The sequence below is a fragment of the Pantoea sp. EABMAA-21 genome (genome assembly GCF_030053335.1).
Classification (GTDB): domain Bacteria; phylum Pseudomonadota; class Gammaproteobacteria; order Enterobacterales; family Enterobacteriaceae; genus Pantoea; species Pantoea communis.
On sequence record NZ_JASGBX010000006.1, the window covers coordinates 255,783 to 274,261 of the forward strand.

Sequence of the window (18,479 nt, forward strand, 5' to 3'; positions counted from 1 at the left end):
ATTGTGTTAGTCAGAATGTTGGCAAAAAAAAAGCGGCATCGCTGCCGCTTTTCGGTTTTCGAGGTTAGCGCTGCCGAAGCGCCTCAGGATTGAGTGTCAATTTCTGATAACTCTCCACCCATTGATGATATTTCTCTGCACTTTCCCACAGGCGTGAGTGCACGCGCGCCAGCACTACTGGGTCACTGATGAGCTGCAAACGCTGCTCGCGGTTCAGTTTCTCAGGCGCATCGCTCAGTGCCTGATCGACACGGCGGTCGCGTGCATGATCCAGCAACGCACTCTGTTTGTGACGCGACGTGGCCATTGCGGTTGCCAGTGCATTGAATGCCGGGTTGAACAAGGCATGCATAAAGCCATTCTTCAACGCCCGCTCGCGGTTCAACTGCAGGTAGTGATCGGTATCAACCAGCTCTTTCGGTGGTTCATACTCTTCCGGGATCAGGAACAGCTTCGCATTCTTACTCTTCTGTCCCACCGTTGCACGGCTCGACATCACCGACACGAACGGTGACAGAATCAGTGAGAACACAATCGGCGCCAGCCACCATAAGAAGTTCAGATCGAGCACACCCATACCGGCCGCCCAAACGATACCTAACAGCATCTGAGAACCATGACGACGGAAAGCTTCGCCCCATGGTGTAGCATCGTCATCACGCTGCGGTGAGTTCCACACCACTTCCCAGCCGAGGAACGCGCTGACCACGAATACCGTGTGGAACAGCATACGCACCGGTGCCAGCAACACCGAGAACAGCATTTCCAGAATCAGCGAGCAGAACAGACGAATGGCACCACCATACGGTTTGGCACCTTTGAACCAGATCAACACCACACTGAGCAGCTTCGGCAGGAACAGCAGTACCAACGTGGTAGAGAACAGCGCGATCGCCAAATCAGGACGCCACTGCGGCCACACCGGGAACAGCTGGCGCGGTTGCAGGAAGTAGGTCGGTTCCATCAGCGTATGTACCACCTGCAACGCGGTGGACAAGGCGAGGAACATAAACCACAACGGTGCTGACAGATAAGACATCACACCGGTCAGGAACACCGCACGGTGAACCGGGTGCATCCCCTTCACCAGGAACAGTCGGAAATTCATCAGGTTACCGTGGCACCAGCGACGGTCACGCTTCAGTTCATCCAGCAGGTTCGGCGGCAGCTCCTCGTAAGAGCCCGGCAGATCATAGGCGATCCACACCCCCCAACCGGCACGGCGCATCAGCGCGGCTTCAACGAAGTCATGTGACAGAATTGAACCGGCAAAAGAACCTTCACCAGGCAGCGGTGCTAACGCACAGTGCTCGATGAACGGCTGAACACGGATGATGGCGTTATGGCCCCAGTAGTGCGATTCACCCAACTGCCAGAAGTGCAGACCGGCGGTAAACAGCGGGCCATAGACGCGGGTCGCGAACTGCTGACAACGCGCATACAGGGTGTCCATGCCTGACGCTTTTGGCGACGACTGGATAATACCGGCGTTCGGATTGGCTTCCATCATGCGCACCAGTCCGGTGAGACACTCACCGCTCATCACGCTGTCAGCATCCAGCACCACCATGTAGCTGTAATTGCTGCCCCAGCGACGGCAGAAGTCATCGATGTTACCGCTTTTACGCTTCACACGACGACGGCGACGGCGATAGAAAATCTTGCCTGCGCCTCCGACATCACGCACCAGCTCCATCCAGGCTTTCTGCTCAGCGATGGCGATATCGGCATCGTAGCTGTCGCTCAGGATATAGACATCGAAGTGCTCGGCATTACCTGTGCGCTGCACCGATTCCCAGGTGGCACGCAGACCGGCGAATACGCGTTCAACGTCTTCGTTACAGATCGGCATGATCAGCGCAGTACGATGCTCCGGATTGAGCGGCTCATCACCCGTGGTCGAATACGAAATGCTGTATTTGTCGCGACCCATCATCAACTGCAGGAAGCCCATCAACGCGGTCCAGAAACCAGCGGACACCCAGCAGAACAGAATGGCAAACAGGAACAATATCCCGGTTTGCAAAATGTAAGGCAGGATCAGCTCTACCGACTGCAGCCAGTTCTGGTTAAACAACTCGATAGGATCGAGCAGCGTCCAGCCCTGATATGGCAGAATGGTTTTCATGTACCAGGTCGCCACTACCGTCTGTAAAATCGTCAGAATCAGCAGGACATAACGGCGCATAGAACCGACATGACGCCACTTATCTTCGGTCTTTTGCTCTTCCGCTGTGGCATAACGCGGCGTGGATTTTTTCCCACGCACAGAATCCCATGCACGCGCGATCGGGTTGGTGCGCCAGATCTCAGGGAACATCAGCGAGCGCTTCACTTTAGGCATCGCCTTCAGCGTGGTGCGGTCGAGATAATCCTTACTGAGTTGTTGACCCTCGGCCAGTGAATCCGGCCAGGCCATCTGTACGCGTGATGACACCGATTTTAACGGCGCATCATCCGGGCGATCGCTGGCGGCAACATCTTGCCCCAGCGCCGTATGAATAGCGTGGAACGCCTGGGCATTCTGTAACGAATCACTCAGACGAGCGCGCCCCGCCGCATCAAGCGGCAGGGCCTCCACGTAAGATTGAGGTAAAAAAGTCGATTTATTCATTGGCAGGTAGCTGATAGCTCCAGGTTTCCGTCAATGTCTTGTCGCCGCTCACCAGCGCCGCACGCATTTCGGTCGGCTGCTTGTTATCTTTCACGCGCAGACGCAATACCAAACGCCAGCCTTTGGTCACCGGGTTGTAGCGCACACTCTGCTCAACCACGTCGGCGTTGTTGCCCACACTGACCTGAGGCGCGACCTGGGTATTGTCCGGTAATTTGCTCATCGCTTTACCGACGAAGTCGATGGTAAAGGCAATGGAGCCATCCGGCTGACGTACCAGGTTAGACTGCTTCACATCACCCGCAGAACGCAGCGTGTTTTTCACCCACGCCACATCATCCTGATGCAGTTGGTTTTCATCACGCGTGAAGTGCAGACGATACTGGAAGTTCATCTCTGTGCCCGGCTCAGGCAATGACTCTGGCGTCCAGAAGGCCACGATGTTGTCGTTGGTTTCATCGGCCGTTGGGATTTCGACCAGTTCAACTCGGCCTTTACCCCAGTCGCCCTGTGGCTCAACCCAACCGCTTGGACGCAGGTCGTAGCGATCGTCGAGATCCTGATAATGGCTGAAATCACGGCCACGCTGCAGCAAACCGAACCCTTTAGGGTTTTCCACGGTGAACGTGCTCACCGCCAGATGTTTCGGGTTGTTCAGCGGACGCCAGATCCACTCGCCGTTGCCAGCATGAATCGACAATCCGTTAGAATCGTGCAATTCGTTACGGAAGTTGGTCACCGGTGAAGGCTGGTTAGCACCAAACAGGAACATGCTGGTGAGTGGCGCAACACCCAGCTTGCCGACGTTATCACGCAGGTAAACCTTAGACTGCACATCCACCGTCGACTCTTTGCCCGGCTTGATAATGAAGCGGTAAGCACCGGACGCACGTGGTGAATCCAGCAGTGCATAGATCACCAGCTGCTTGTCCTGAGGTTTTGGACGTTCAATCCAGAACTCTTTAAAGCGCGGGAACTCTTCACCTGATGGCAGTGCAGTATCAATCGCTAAGCCGCGCGCTGAAAGACCATACACCTGACCTTCGCCAATCACGCGGAAATAGCTGGCGCCCAGGAAACTGGTGATTTCGTCGTCTTTACCCTTTTTGTTTAAAGGATACAGTACTTTGAATCCGGCAAACCCGAGGTTCTTGACGGAATCAGCATCGTGTTTCACGTTGCCGAAGTTGAAATAGTCAGGGTTATATTTGATTTCACGTACTGATGAGGCGGTGACTTCATTAATTTTCACCGGCGTATCAAAATACATGCCCTGATGGTAAAATTCGAGCTTAAACGGCGTGCGCAGTTTGCCCCAGTATGCTTTGTCGTGGTTAAACTGGATCTGCTGATAATCCGCAAATTTCATATCACGAAACTGAGAGGGTAAATTGCTCTTCGGCGCTTCGTAACCCTTCCCTGCCAGCGCCTTGGCTTGTTTTGCTACATCATCAATGTTGAACGCCCAGCTATTGTTGGCGTACAACGCCAGCAGAACTGCCGCGCCTACCCAGCGCATTTTTACCAGTCCCACTTTTTTATTCACTTTATTTAGCACATCCCCCCCTTTCGTGTGCTCAGATCAAACCCGTTTATCTTAAAGGATTATTCGGTTTTCCGACAGCTTATGCACAAGATTGTTCCGCTGATTTGTAAGCTGAAAGTGTGCTTTTCGGATAATTAAACCCTTCAGGTTAAGATACAGAATCACCTGATAGTATACGCTGTTTACAGGCGGTAGAATTTTCATCCAGCATAATCCGGTTTCAGGGTGAAACCGGCAAGTAAACTGACAAATTGGAAGCTTATGAGTTCAGCAAAACCCGAACGCGAATATTTTCTCGACTCCATTCGAGCGTACTTAATGTTATTAGGCGTGCCCTTTCACGTCTCGTTGATTTACTCCACACAGCGCTGGGCCGTGAATAGCCACGATGCCTCAATGTGGTTAACCGTTTTGAATGACTTCATCCACGCCTTCCGCATGCAGGTGTTCTTTGTTATTTCTGGTTATTTTTCCTACATGCTTTACCTGCGCTATCAGCCACAACACTGGCTGAAGGTCCGCATGGAGCGTGTAGGTATCCCGCTGTTAACCGCCATTCCGCTCATTACCCTGCCGCAGTTTTTTATGCTAAAAAATCTGACCGACAAAGTGGGTCATTGGGATAGCTTTTCTTGGTATGACAAGTACAACACGCTGGCGTGGGAACTGATTTCTCACCTGTGGTTTTTACTGGTTTTAGTGATTCTGACGGCATTCGGCATGCTGACCTTCCGCTGGCTGAGCACTCAGCAGCGGAAGATTGATTATCAGCAGGTAGGCTGGGGGAAACTGACGCTGGCACTTCTGGCTTATGCATTGGTCTGGTGTCTGTTCCGCCGCGCGCTGTTTTATGCCGTACCGGCCGTGTTCGCCGACGGTCTGTTCAGCGTGGCCGTGATGCAAACCCTGACGTTCCTGCCGTTCTTTATGCTCGGTGCGCTGGCATGGAAACATCAGGCGCTGAAAGCCTTGTTTGTGCGCTTCAATCCGGTGATGTGCTTTAGCGCCATTGCGGTGTTTATCGCCTATAGCCTGAATCAACGCTACAGCAGCGGCGATGGCTGGCTGTATGAAATCGATGAGGTAATCTCAACCCTGATGGGACTTTGTATGCTGAATGTCTGCTTTAGCTTTGGTCACAAGCTGCTGAACAGCCATTCCCCGCGCATCATGTATTTAGTCAATGCCTCACTGTTTATCTATCTGGTGCACCATCCGTTGACGATTCTGTATGGCATTTACGTTACCCCGCACATAAGCAGCAACACGCTAGGTTTCTTTGTCGGTCTGCTGATGGTGTTTGGGATTGCTTTTACGCTGTACGAAATCCATCTGCGCATTCCGCTGTTGCGTTTCCTGTTCTCAGGTAAACCACAGCGCAATGAAGTTAAAACGCCCTCTGCTACACGGTAATCGGCATCAGCCCCCACAATGTGGGGGCGATTGTTGTCCGGTGCGCCAGCATGTCCTGCGGCATTTACAACAACCACTCCACCGGTAAGCGCCACACCAATCGCACCAACAGTCGTTGTATCCACGTACACTGCGGCTCATGCTTGTGCACCACCTCACCTGCTTCACCGGGATATTCAACCCAGTTCACCCGCCCCCAGTTGTCCAGACGCAGTGCCCAGGCGCGATCGCGCATCCCGGCAATAAAGCGCTGATGGGTTTGCTGCGCCAGGGCTTCACTCTCAATCACCAGTCCCATTTCGGTATTCAGCACCGCAGAGCGGGGATCAAAATTAAACGAGCCGATAAACACCTTTCGGTTATCGACGGTGAAGGTTTTCGCATGCAAGCTTGAGCCGGAATTACCGGTTAACCCACGGTCATGTGGGGCTTCACTGGCATTCGCTTGTGGCTTCATCTCATACAGCGCAATTCCATGACGCAGCAGCTTTTTACGCCAGCGCGCATAACCTGCGTGCACCACGGACACATCATTGGCCGCCAGTGAATTGGTGAGTATGGCGATTTTGACACCCCGCCGCTTCAGTGCGACCAGATGAGCCACGCCGGCACGCGTGGGCACAAAATACGCCGAAATGATATCGAACTGCTGTTGCGGTGTGCCAATCACCTCCAGCATGCGTTGCGGCAACAGGCTGGAACGTTTCGCTTTGCCAAGTCCCTTGCTCGGATCATCACTCAGCAGACGCGATTCGGCCCACGTCATCTGCATTGATCCCTGTTCCATTTGGCTGACAAAAGAAGAGTGCTCCAGCCGCGCCAGATAACGCTGAACGGCTTCACTCTGCTGCCACTCTGCCGGTAAACGCACTGCCTGATGGGCATCGCCCGAGACATCTACCACCGCGCGCAAGGGGGAAACCGCTTTGCTCTGCCAGTAGCGCTCGAAATCGTGCGCGACTTGGTGTACCACCGGACCAATCGCCAGCACATCCAAATCGGTAAACAGCGGCTCATCGCCAGTCCCGAAATATTCGTCGCCGATATTGCGCCCACCGACCAGTGTCACGGCCCCATCCACCGTCAGGCTCTTATTGTGCATGCGTCGATTAAGTCGGGCGAAATCAGTCAGATAACCGAGCGCGCGCAGGGTGCGAAAGGAAAAGGGATTGAATAAGCGCACCGCAATATTGGGATGACGATCGAGTTCGGCCAGCGTGTCATCCAGGCCCGGCGTATTATTGTCATCTAATAGCAAGCGAACTTTGACGCCCCGTTCGGCGGCATCCAGCAATGCGCTAAATAACAGACGGCCAGACATGTCGTTATGCCAGATGTAGTACTGCACATCAATAGTGTGTTGCGCCATGCCCATCAGCAGGTAGCGCGCGGCAAAGGCGTCTAAACCATCGTTGAGGGGATGGATGCCACTCATCTCGGGATGCAGCGCACAACGTGCATCAACAATCTCTCGTAACCCTTCGCCCGCTGGCGGCTGCTGAACGGATGCTGCTTCACTCATACCGAATCCCTGAATTCACTGGATCTATTATTGTTAGTCTTAACGCATCGGATGGCCATCAGAGATATCTGCTACCGCTCGCTGACGCGTCTTTAGTTTACAGTCTAGACTTAGGCGTGCGTTCTGCATCCGACGTTTACCGTGAGGAGAGGATGATGACTCAGCAATCCCCGCGCCATCACCCGCAGCTTTTCCGCAGTTTCTTCCAGGGTAGCTTCCCCTGCTCCACCGCCTGCCGCAGCGGGGGCCGTCGTATGGATATGGTGATCAGTAGTGGTCACGATATGTTACTGGAGAAAGATTACGCTGCGCTGGCGCAGGAAGGATTACACACTGCCCGCGACGGTGCACGCTGGCACTTAATCGAAGCCACGCCTGGTGAATATGACTGGCGCAGCTTTTTACCGATGGTCCATGCCGCCGCACGTCACGATATGCAAATCATCTGGGAGCTGGCGCATTTTGGCTACCCGGAACATCTCGATATCTGGCGTAGCGCCTTTGTCGATCATTTTGAGCGTTTCGCACGTGCCATGGCGCAGTTGATGCGTGATGAAGGCGTTGAACACCCTTTTTTCACTCCAATCAACCAAATCTCGTTTTGGTCATGGGCCGGGGCAGATGTTTCCTGGCTTGATCCCTATGCCAGCGAGCGCGGCCGCGAGCTAAAACGTCAGCTGGTACGCGCCTCACTGGCGGCGATGCATGCGGTTCGCGAGGTTTATCCTGATGCGCGCTTTGTACTCACCGATCCGCTAGTGCAAATCGCCGCCGACCCCGACAACCCCGACAGCAAACCCTACGCAGATGCACAGCATCAGGCCCAGTTTGAAGCCTGGGACTGGATTGCCGGGCGTGATGCGCCAGAGCTGGGCGGGCGTGAAGACTTCCTCGATATTCTCGGCCTGAATTACTATCCCGATAACCACTGGTTCTTTTCCGGCGACACCATCCCTGCTGAACACGCCACTTATCAACCGCTGCATCGCCTGTTGTTGCAATGCTGGCAGCGCTATCAACGTCCATTGCTGCTGGCAGAAACCGGTGCCGAAGGAGACGCGCGCGCGCCCTGGCTGCGGCATGTCACGGAACAGGCGCTGTTAGCGCTGGACGAAGGGGTGGCGCTGGAAGGCATTTCGCTCTATCCGGTAGTCGAATATCCGGCCTGGGCAGACGATCGACGTTCACCTGGCGCGCTGTTTGGCCTGGGCGATCCCAATGGCAATCGCACGCTACACGAAGCCCTGGCGTTAGAGCTACGCAGTCAGCAAATTAAGTGGCACAACCGGGAAAAACTGAATTAAGAGTGTTGCGTCGGATGAACTTTTGGCGGACAGGTTTGTACATCAAGCGTGGGATCGGCGGGATGGCGCACATCGGTCAGCCATGTCATGGTGAACAGGAACACCACGCCAATTAAACAGGCGGAGAGCAGGCCAATTATGGCAATCAGTTTGTCATCTCGGGCTTCCATCGACATCTCCTTGCAGGCTTCCATGAACTGTTGCTGACCTTAGCTCATCCATAACGTCACCATCAGGACGAAGATTATAAGGGTAACAGAGGTCACTGCAAGTACCACAATAGCGAAGTGCGCATCATCCAGAGATTGTCGTAAAGGCTCGTCGTGATCGTCAGGTGGCGCGGGTGAACTCATGTCGACTCAATAACAAAAGACTTTTGTGCGCGGGATTGCCGCACTGAGTGTAATGGAATGCGTGGCAAGGTACAGAATTATTTCAGTATGAAATGACAACAGGGACGCAATGGCGTCCCTGTTAAGAGCCGGATTAGAAATCGTAGCTCATGGAGACTTTCAAGGTGCGAGGGTCGCCCTGCACCAGATAGGTGCCAGTACCATCTACGTTGGCCCAGTATTTCTCATTGGTCACGTTATCCACACCCACGCGCCAGACCAGATCGTTCTGGCTGACCTTCATGCGGTAACGCACACCCAAATCGAGCGTGGTATAGCTACCTAGTTTCAACGTATTGGCTGAGTTAGCATACTGCGAACCGGAGTGATTCAGCATGGCTGTCGCGGTCAAACCATCAACAGGCTTGATGTCGTACTCAGCACCCAGCACATAGTTGTAACGAGGCACACCGATAGCCTGTTTGCCATCATAGGTGCCGCCGGAGGTTTTCGTCATCACTGGATCGATCCAGGTCGCACTGGCATTCAAGCGCAGACCCAGAACCGGCTCACCAAAGACGTTGGCTTCCAGCCCACGGTGACGCTGCTCGCCATCCATCACATAAGCGCCGTCGCTGTTTAACAGGCCTGATGGTTTCTTGATTTCAAAAAGACCTAACGATCCGCCCATACGACCGAAGTCGGTTTTCACCCCGATTTCGTTTTGCTTGGAGTGTGCAACACCCGTTACGCTGCCATAGTTAGTCGCGGTGTTAGGTGCCACGCTGCCTGGCTGTAACGCTTCGGTGTGGTTCGCGTAGAAGGACACCTGTTTCCACGGCTTATAAACCACGCCGTAAGTTGGCATCCAGCGATCATTGGTATAACGAGAACTGACATCTTCCGCGCCTGTTCCGTAAGCATAATTACGCACCACCACTTTCTGATGACGCGCACCCACGGTGAACAGCAGCGTATCGTCAAACACGCCTAATGTGTCACTCAGCAGATAACCTTGCGTACGTGTGCGGGCTGTCGTCAGCGGATCTGAGAATTTACCACCGGCGAAGGTCGCTGCCGGCTCTGCAACATCACCGCTGTTGTAAATGTTGAACGGCGTGCCGACCAGCGACATGTTGTAGGCGTTTTTGGCATTGGTGGTTAATGCTGAATAGCCCACATTGACTTTATGACTGACGAAACCGGTGTGGAAATCACCGCGCAGACCCACCATACCGCTCATGTTGTCCTGAATGCGGTTGGAGTAGAAGCTGCTGATAGTGCCATCACCATTAGTGTCGGTAACCGTTGGCGAACCATAGTTACCGGTTTCGTGGGCGTGCTGCGCACCCAGTCCGGCATAGGCCGTCCAGCTATCGGTGATATCGTATTCCGCTTTCGCCATTCCGAATTCGGATTCCATATCGCTATACACCCATTTCTGGCTGTAGTTATGCGAATTGGAGGGAACTTCTGGAATGAAGTCGCCGAATTTCACGCCTTGCAGCGCATCATGATAGGTCTTTTTCTGATAGCCCACGTCCAGTGAGGTGCGCAGACGATCGCCACGATAATCCAGGCCCAATGATGCTGCCGTGGTGCGTTTCTTTTCGCCATCGACGCCAGTCTCACCTTCGCGATGAACTGCATTGAAACGTACGCCAAACTGGTTGTTATCACCGAAACGACGACCCACGTCCAGCGTTCCGCCGACCTGAGAAGAAGAGGTGTAATCCACGCCAACGCGGGTAATCGGCGTATCTTCCGCGTGCTTCGGCTCAAGGTTGATCATGCCACCGACGCCAGATGACGCCGCGCCGTTAACCAGGCTGTTAGCGCCTTTGAAAATTTCGACGCGATCAATCAGGGAAGCGTCCATCACCTGACGCGGCACCACGCCTGCCAGACCACCGAAGGTCATGTCGTCGCCATCCAATTCAAAGCCACGGATGCGATAAACCTCGGCAAAGTTACCGTAGCCTTTAACATTTTGAACGCCTGCGTCATTACGCACCACGTCAGCGATGGTTTTCGCCTGCTGATCCTGAATCATTTTCGAGGTGAAGCCGATGACGTTAAACGGCACGTCCATGGCATTCTGCTCACCCAGCATGCCGAGGCGGCCGCCGTGGGCGATTTGCCCGTCGAGGTACGCGGGTACTAAATCATTGCCGCCGGATTTGAAGTCAGCTTGTGGCGTTGCGGTCACAGTCAGCGTCTGCTGCTCGTTTTTGGCCGCGGTTGAAGACGTTGTGGTGTTGGTGGTAGCAGCCATCACTGGCAAACAACCGGCACTGACCAGAACAGCAAGCAGCGTCGGTTTCAGTCCGGGATTGAAAGGCGAAGTACGCATGGATATCCCCTGATACGAAATATATTGATAATCATTTTTATTACGGTTTGCGATTATGCGGAGTGTTATTACGAAAGCAAGCAAAATCGCTGAACTTCCTCAACTCAGCGTGGTCAGATGCGCTTATTTGTTAAGAAAACGAAAACACCTGCGCTAATTGCCCTGACCACTGTAATTTCACTCAGAAAATGTGGGGATTTAAGGCCGGTAAAAATAAGAGTACCGCGGCTTCGTTTATTGAAACCGCCGTCAGTCTGGGGGATTTAGGCGTTGTGACTTCGTTGATTGAAACCGCTGACAGTGTGGGAATTTAGGCTTCGCGGCTTCACTTATTGAAGCCGCTGACAGTCGGGAATTCAGGCGTCGCGCCAGCGTTTAAATATCAGCGAGGTGTTGATACCCCCGAAGGCAAAGTTGTTGGATTGAATATAATCGGTATCGATCGAGCGTGATTCGCCGATGATATAGTCCAGATCGCCACACTCTGCGGCGGGCTGCGTCAGATTCAGCGTGGGCGCAAACCACCCTTCTCGCATCATCTCAATGCTCATCCAGGCTTCCAGTGCACCACAAGCACCGAGCGTGTGACCAAAATAGCTTTTCAGCGAGGAGATTGGCGTGTCATTGCCAAAAATCGCCGCGGTGGCCTGACTTTCAGCGATGTCGCCGCGATCGGTGGCCGTGCCATGGGCGTTGATATAGCCAATCTGCTCCGGCGTCACACCCGCCGTTTTCAGCGCGCGTTCGATGCAGATCTGCATGGTTTCACGCTGCGGCTGGGTAATATGCGCCGCATCACAGTTGGTGTGGAAACCCACCAGTTCGGCGTAAATGGTGGCGCCGCGTGCCTGGGCATGCTCCAGTGATTCGAGGATCAAGGTTCCCGCGCCTTCGCCAATCACCAACCCATCGCGATGCTGATCAAAAGGTGACGGTGAAGAATGCGGTGCATCGTTGCGTTGGCTGGTGGCAAACAACGTGTCAAACACCGCCGCTTCGGAAGGACACAACTCTTCCGCACCGCCCGCCACCATCACGGTTTGATATCCATGGCGGATCGCTTCCCACGCATAGCCAATCGCCTGGCTGCCCGAGGTGCAGGCGCTGGAAGTCGGGATCACCCGGCCGCGCAGGCCAAAGAACAGCCCGGCGTTCACCGCCGTGGTATGCGGCATCATCTGCACATAGGTGGTGCCGGTAATGTTGTTGGTATGTTTTTCTGTCAGCATGGTGGCAAATTCACTGACCGGGCCGGTGCTGCCAGTAGATGAACCATAGGCAATACCGGTTTCCCCGCTGGTCAGCACCGGGTGATCGATCAAGCCGGCCTGTTCCAGCGCCAACTCGGTGGCGCGCGTCGCCATTAGCGACACTCGCCCCATCGAACGAATGCGTTTGCGCGTGTAGTGCGCAGGCAGTTCGAAGTTATCGACCGGGGCACCGAGCAAGGTGTGTAAGCCGTCGTAAATCTGCCATTCCGGCATTTTACGCACTGCATTTTGCCCCTGCTTAATGCGCGCAGCCACCGCTGGCCAGTTTTCACCAAAGGCAGTGACGCCCCCCATTCCGGTTACCACGACCCGCTGCATCACAGCATACCTCCATTAATTGAAATCACCTGACGCGTTACGTAGCCCGCAATATCCGACATCAAATAGCTGGCGAGCCCGGCGACTTCCTCAGCCGCGCCCATCCGTTTCATCGGGATGATTTTCAGCGCTTCGTCGATCACCATCGGCTCCAGATCCGTCATGCCGGTGTCAATCAAACCTGGCGCGATACAGTTCACGGTGATTTTGCGTTTTGCTAACTCGATGGCCAGCGCTTTGGTGGCACCAATAATCCCTGCCTTGGCCGCGCTGTAATTCACCTGACCGCGATTGCCCATGATACCGGACACCGAGGATAGGGTGACGATTCGGCCGCCTTTACGCAGACCAATCATCGGCATCACACAGGGATGAATCACGTTGTAGAAGCTGTCGAGGTTGGTGTGGATCACGCTGTCCCACTCATCTTCGGTCAGGGCCGGGAAAGCGCCGTCACGCGTAATACCGGCATTGTTCACTACGCCGTAATAGGCGCCGTGTTCGGCGATATCGTTTTCAATTGCCGTGCGTGTGGCTTCGCGATCGGCCACGTCAAACTGCAGAGTGCGCCCCACTCCGCCCGCATTCGTGATGTCCGCCAGCGTCTGTTGTGCACCCGCTGCATCACGGTGGTAATGCACCACCACGTTGAAACCATCCTGCGCCAGGCGAAGCGCAATGGCGCGGCCAATCCCTTTACTGGCGCCGGTCACTAATACGCTGCGCGTCATGCCTGCATCCCTTGTTGTAATTGGTTAAGTTCCTGTTCATCCGGCTGATAGGTATTCAGCCGACCGCTGGCAAGGACCGTATCCTGACTGCGGATCTCGCCTTCAAAGCTACCGAGCTTGTCGTCACGCATCAGCAGATGCATTTCCACCCGCAGCGTGCTGTCTGCGGCAAAGGTGGCAGCAGCGGCACGATAGCCGCGTCCCCCCAGTAACATGCCGGGGCGGATATTCCGATCGCCGCGCTGTCGGGCATGAAAGCCAGACCAGACGCCAACGGTCTGCGCCATGATCTCGACGCCAAACCACGCGGGCAGCTCGCCCTGCGCATTAAGAAACGGCGCGAGTACGCCCTGGTGGTTGATGGTCACTTCACACACCACACGCTCGTCGCTGACCTGAATCACGCGATCCAGCAGCAGCATCGGTGCACGGTGCGGCAGATAGTCGCCCACCGGCAGAAAATCAGTCATGAGGCTTTCCTACAATCAGGCAGGTGTTGTTCCCGCCAAAGGCAAAAGAGTTTGAGGCGATGATGGGACGCGCCAGCGGCTGTGGCAAAGTCAGCAGTCCGCAAACCGGCAGCGTGCTATCCAGGGTAGTGGCGCTAAAATCCTGCGCCGGTAACGCCAGATTCTGCTGCACGATGAGTGCCGCCAGCGCCGCCTCGGTCGCACCCGCCGCGCCGAGCGTGTGGCCCGTTAGGTGCTTAGTGGAACTACAGGGCACGCTATCGCCAAACAAACGATGAACCACGCCCGACTCGACCTGATCGTTGAGTGGTGTCGCGGTGCCGTGCAAATTAATGTAGCCGATATCCTGCGGCTGCAATTGGGCCTGCTTCAGCGCCATCTTCATCGCTTGCTCGGCGCCAATGCCTTCTGGATGCGGAGCCGACATATGCCAGGCGTCTGATGACTCACCCGCACCAAGCAGCGCCAGCGACTGCGGCTCACGCGTCAGCAGCAGCAGCGCCCCCGCTTCACCGATAGAAATACCGTCACGTTCTGCGCTGAACGGTGCACACTGGCGTTCGGATAACGAATCCAGGCTGGCAAAACCGTTTATTGGCATGCGGCTCAATGAATCCGCACCGCCCACCAGCGCCACATCCACCAGACCGGCCTCAATCAAGCGCTGTCCACTGATCAACGCGCGTGCACTGGAGGAACAGGCAGTAGAAATGGTGTACGCCGGGCCGTCCAGTTCAAGGTAGTGCGCCAGGAAACGCGACGGATCGCCCAACTCCTGCATGCGGTAATCGTAACCCGGTAAGCCTCTGTCAACCTGACGATCGCCTTCGTCCACGCCCGAGGTGCTGGTGCCCAGCACCACCGCGACACGTTCACCACCAAAGCGGGCAATCGCCGCATCCACGGCCGGACGGATCTGCGCCAGCGCCGCCAGCAGCAGCTGATTATTGCGCGTGTTATGCGTGGCAAGTGCGGCGGGCACAGCTGGCAGTTCGCCCGGCACCTCGCCCAGCCAGCAGGTTTTACCTTGCTGCAACCAGCCTTCGCGCGGCTGCATGCCGGGTGCGTGGCCTGAGGTTAACTGCGCGGCAATCTGCTCCAATGAGTTGCCAAGCGCATTCACCATGCCAAACGCCGAAATGTAAATCATGACGATGCGTCCAGATGCTGGATTTGAATTTGATAACCGAAGGCGCGCTGATCGATGCTGATCGGTTCACGTACGGTTCCCCGTTGCAGGTAGCGAATCAACGTCACTACGTTACCGGCAGGATCGCGCAACTCACGACGATCGCCCTTGTCGATCAACTGCCAGCCTGGCGGCAACTGCGGCTGCCACGCACTCAGCGGCCAGTGGCTCAGCATGACATCTGCCAGCACCTGGCTGGCTGGCGGCATTTCGGGCAGCGCCATCATCTGCTGCGTATGAATCCCGTTTTTATCATAGGTCACACGGAACAAGCGAATGCCCAGCGAGGACAAACCCGCCAGGCTGATTTGCTGTGAATCGGCGCTCAGCAGCACCAGCAGTGACTGGGTTTTACCTTTGGCGTGGCCGGTCAGCAGTTGCTGCTGCTGAAACGCGGGTGAAATGCCCGGCGCAGGCAACGTGACGCGCACGCCCGGTTTCAGCCACGCGGTGGGCCGTTCGGATGGGCTGTCATGCTGCGCACAACCGCTTAACAGCAGGCTCAGCATCAACAACAAAGCACCTGTTTTCATCGTTGCTTCCTTTTCCCTGGTGCCAGCGCCAGCGGCGCTAACAAGAATGCACAAAAGATCCCGCTGCACAGCACCGTACCAAAACCACTAATCGCCGCTGTGCTGCTGAACACCAGCATGCCCAGCGTCAGCAGTGTGGTCATCATCGCCAGCGTGACGGCCAGCATAGAGGTCAGCGGCGTACCGCGCGGATTACTGAAGAACAGCGTGTAATTGATGCCGATGCCCAGCACCAGAATCAGCGCCAGCAAGGCAAATAAGTTCAGGCTGGCGCCAATCCAGCCTAATGTTGCCAGCGCTGCCGCCAGCGACAGCCAGGAAGGCAAGGCGCTGCGTAAACCCGCTTGCAGGCCAAGGCGCACGATGTAACTGACGGTGATCAGCAACAACGCCAGCGCCAACAGGCCACTCAGCAGCGTACGCCAGAAACGGAACAGTTCATCGTAGCTGGCTTTGCGATCGACCCAGCTCACGCCCGCCTGCTGCGTAGCTAAGTCCAATAACGCCGCACTGTTTTTCACGCCATTGACCGGCACCAGCACGCTGCTGCGTCCATCCGGCAGCGACAACCACAGCAAACGCCAGCCCTCGCTCAGCGGACTTACCAGCCAGTCATCGGCATTGACTGGCATCGCCGCAAGATCGGCATTGGCTAACGTGATTCCCGCCTGTTTTAACCGCGTCAGGATATTCGGCGCAGCCTGCTGCAACAGCTGCAGATCCTGCTGTTGCTGATCCAGCGAATTAAGCGGCAATACGCGATAACCTGCCATCCAGCCCTGCTGCTGCGCCAGTTGTAACTTGGGTGTCAGTGCAATGAGACGCTGCAATGCCTGCTGCTCGTTATCCCCCCACACCACGAACCAGGTTTGATCGGCCTGCTGTCCCGTGAGCTGTGCCAGTTGGCGATCCTGTGCCAGTAATTTAGCCGGAGCGCTCTGCAGATGAGCAATATCGTCATCGACGCGCAGCTGAATCATGCCGCTCAATGCATAGATCGCCACCAGTAGCGGCAATCCAACTTTTAACAGCGTGTTGCGGCGCCATGCCGCTAACCAGCGCGCCAGCCACACCATGCCGGGAATCGGTCGCACCGGCAGGCCACGCACCAGCCATGGATAAAAACAGATCACCGTCAGGCAAGACGCACTTAACCCGCTGGCGGCGAACACCGCCAGTTGGCGCAAACCGGGGAACGGTGCCAGCAGCATCAGCAACCAGGCAATCGCCGTGGTGCCCAGTGCCAGCAGTAACGTGGCGCGCACTTTATGCAGGCTTTGCCACGGCGTGTTTTGTTCGCCATGTACCATGCGTTCCGTCAGATAGTACAAGGTATAATCGGCAGAGATGCCGACAATGCTGAGGCTCATCACTAAAGTCGTGAGATGCAGCTCACCAAAACAGATCAAGGTCAGCACCGTACCCGCCATCGCGCCTATCGCCACCGAGAGCGCACACAGCGCCAGGGGCCGCAGCGAGCGGAACACCAGCCACACCAGCAGCAGCAAGCCGGCCAGTGTGACGCTGCCGAGCGTCTCGACATCATGCTGCGCGCGCTGGCTGGCATCATCGCTAAACAGCACTGTGCCACGCGTTAACAGCTGCGCATCTGGCCAGCGCGTTTTTAACTGCTGTTCAAGCTGGTTGAGGGCGGTCACCAACTGATGACTTTGCTGAATGCTAAAGGCATTGCTCGCCAGTTCACCGTGCAGGAAATACCAGCGGCGCTGCTGGGCGTCATTCACGGTTAACCAGCCGTTATGCAGTACCATTTTGCTGGCATTCTGCTGCAGTGCCAGCTGCGCGCCACGCACCAGCATCAGCGGATCGTTTTGAATTTCTTTACTGCTCACACCGGCAAACGCTGAAAACAGTTGCGCCAGAATCCAGTCGGCTTGTGCCGTACCGCCGTTTTGCAGACGGGCGCGCGTTAACGGATCGATCAGGCCGTTACGATGCTGGAAGGCGTAGGTGCCCCAACGCTGCATCTGGTCATCATCCAGCGCACCGCTCACCTGTTTCAGCATCGGCAGCGCCTGCAGCTGCGCTTGCCACCACTCTGCCGCTTCATCGCCGTGATCGTTATCGGCGCTCACCAGCCACACCAGCTGACGATCCAGCCGCTGCATAAAGCCTTGCTGGATTTCAGCGGGTGCCTGCCCCAGATTTTGTTGCGGCAGTAAAGCCAGCACGCTGCTGTTCAGCTGGCTGCGCGGCAACAGGATGGCCAGGGCCACCGCCAATGCCAGACAAACCGCCAGCCACAGCAGCGCAGCGGTTTTCTCACTGCGCTGGGGCAAAACGCGCTCGCTCTTCATCAGTCAGTTGTTTCGGCTTGGTGCGGGTATCACTTAAGGTGATGGCGGTTTTATCGCCCTGCTTATCATCCAGCGTAATGCTGTTAAGGAAGGCTGCACCTTGTAGATCGATGCGATTGAAGATTTTGTTCAGCGGTGCCGCCTTAGGCGTCAGGCTGAGCTGCCACTGGTCATTCCCTTTATCATGGAAATCGAGTTCGAAATTCTCACGCAGCACCTTTTCGTCGGCCTGGAACAAGGCGCGCAGCAGATGGTTGAACTGGAACATCTGCGGATTACTGTCGGCGGTGATCACCTGCGGCGGCTGACCGCTCATGCTCTGCACCATGCGCTTATCATCGAGAATCAAGGTCATCACAAACGGCGTGGCCTGATGCCACCACAAACCTTGTTGCTGGGCGATTAATAACTGGCCACGCGACACCAGCGGCTGCGACATACCAGAAATGGTACGCACCTGCTCGAAGTTGGCGCGGATCACCGGCTGGCTGGCAAAACGCTGCTGCAGCTGATCCAACGTGATGGCCTGTGCGCTGGCACACAGCAACGTCAGCATCAGACAAAG

Annotated in this window: 14 protein-coding genes; 2 read left to right on the plus strand and 12 right to left on the minus strand. The window is 55.6% G+C overall.

Annotation, left to right across the window (positions count from 1 at the left end):
- Positions 1 to 64: 64 nt before the first annotated feature.
- Entirely contained in the window at positions 65 to 2,614 is a 2,550-nt protein-coding gene (gene mdoH / locus QMZ65_RS11660; protein ID WP_283216014.1) for a glucans biosynthesis glucosyltransferase MdoH, read from the minus strand.
- Complete coding sequence (locus QMZ65_RS11665; RefSeq protein ID WP_283216031.1) at positions 2,607 to 4,142, minus strand: glucan biosynthesis protein G; 1,536 nt, start codon at positions 4,140 to 4,142, stop codon at positions 2,607 to 2,609. The genes mdoH and QMZ65_RS11665 overlap by 8 nt, the downstream gene beginning before the upstream one ends.
- Positions 4,143 to 4,421: 279 nt before the next feature.
- Between QMZ65_RS11665 and mdoC the strand changes: the two genes are divergently transcribed.
- Entirely contained in the window at positions 4,422 to 5,573 is a 1,152-nt protein-coding gene (gene mdoC / locus QMZ65_RS11670) for a glucans biosynthesis protein MdoC (RefSeq protein WP_283216015.1), read from the plus strand.
- Between the two features lie 64 nt (positions 5,574 to 5,637).
- On the opposite strand, the gene QMZ65_RS11675 is transcribed toward mdoC, so the two are convergent.
- Positions 5,638 to 7,095 carry a phospholipase D-like domain-containing protein gene (locus QMZ65_RS11675; protein ID WP_283216016.1) on the minus strand — a complete coding sequence of 486 codons (1,458 nt, stop codon included), beginning with the start codon at positions 7,093 to 7,095 and terminating at the stop codon, positions 5,638 to 5,640.
- Positions 7,096 to 7,250: 155 nt separating this feature from the next.
- Between QMZ65_RS11675 and QMZ65_RS11680 the strand changes: the two genes are divergently transcribed.
- The gene (locus QMZ65_RS11680; protein WP_160832478.1) at positions 7,251 to 8,399 is read left to right on the plus strand and encodes a glycoside hydrolase family 1 protein; all 1,149 of its coding nucleotides are present in this window, start codon (positions 7,251 to 7,253) and stop codon (positions 8,397 to 8,399) included.
- Here the strand turns inward: QMZ65_RS11680 and QMZ65_RS11685 are convergent.
- The 9 genes from QMZ65_RS11685 to QMZ65_RS11725 form a co-directional block, all read right to left on the minus strand.
- Positions 8,396 to 8,569 (minus strand): hypothetical protein, encoded by a 174-nt coding sequence (locus tag QMZ65_RS11685; protein ID WP_166931874.1) that lies wholly within the window; start codon positions 8,567 to 8,569, stop codon positions 8,396 to 8,398. The two genes, QMZ65_RS11680 and QMZ65_RS11685, sit on opposite strands and share 4 nt — an antisense overlap.
- Positions 8,570 to 8,885: 316 nt before the next feature.
- Complete coding sequence (locus QMZ65_RS11690) at positions 8,886 to 11,084, minus strand: TonB-dependent receptor (protein WP_283216017.1); 2,199 nt, start codon at positions 11,082 to 11,084, stop codon at positions 8,886 to 8,888.
- Positions 11,085 to 11,440: 356 nt separating this feature from the next.
- Positions 11,441 to 12,673, minus strand: a complete 1,233-nt coding sequence (locus QMZ65_RS11695) for a beta-ketoacyl-ACP synthase (RefSeq protein ID WP_283216032.1) — start codon at positions 12,671 to 12,673, stop codon at positions 11,441 to 11,443.
- Entirely contained in the window at positions 12,673 to 13,404 is a 732-nt protein-coding gene (locus QMZ65_RS11700; protein ID WP_034820202.1) for a 3-ketoacyl-ACP reductase FabG2, read from the minus strand. Before QMZ65_RS11700 ends, QMZ65_RS11695 begins: the two co-directional genes overlap by 1 nt.
- Positions 13,401 to 13,874 carry a hotdog family protein gene (locus QMZ65_RS11705; RefSeq protein WP_097119594.1) on the minus strand — a complete coding sequence of 158 codons (474 nt, stop codon included), beginning with the start codon at positions 13,872 to 13,874 and terminating at the stop codon, positions 13,401 to 13,403. Before QMZ65_RS11705 ends, QMZ65_RS11700 begins: the two co-directional genes overlap by 4 nt.
- Complete coding sequence (locus tag QMZ65_RS11710; protein WP_283216018.1) at positions 13,867 to 15,024, minus strand: beta-ketoacyl-[acyl-carrier-protein] synthase family protein; 1,158 nt, start codon at positions 15,022 to 15,024, stop codon at positions 13,867 to 13,869. The genes QMZ65_RS11705 and QMZ65_RS11710 overlap by 8 nt, the downstream gene beginning before the upstream one ends.
- Complete coding sequence (locus tag QMZ65_RS11715) at positions 15,021 to 15,596, minus strand: DUF3261 domain-containing protein (RefSeq protein WP_097119592.1); 576 nt, start codon at positions 15,594 to 15,596, stop codon at positions 15,021 to 15,023. The genes QMZ65_RS11710 and QMZ65_RS11715 overlap by 4 nt, the downstream gene beginning before the upstream one ends.
- A complete protein-coding gene (locus QMZ65_RS11720) occupies positions 15,593 to 17,914 on the minus strand; it encodes an MMPL family transporter (protein ID WP_283216019.1) in 2,322 nt (773 codons plus the stop codon). Before QMZ65_RS11720 ends, QMZ65_RS11715 begins: the two co-directional genes overlap by 4 nt.
- Positions 17,880 to 18,470 carry an outer membrane lipoprotein carrier protein LolA gene (locus tag QMZ65_RS11725; RefSeq protein ID WP_283216033.1) on the minus strand — a complete coding sequence of 197 codons (591 nt, stop codon included), beginning with the start codon at positions 18,468 to 18,470 and terminating at the stop codon, positions 17,880 to 17,882. The genes QMZ65_RS11720 and QMZ65_RS11725 overlap by 35 nt, the downstream gene beginning before the upstream one ends.
- Between the last annotated feature and the right edge of the window lie 9 nt (positions 18,471 to 18,479).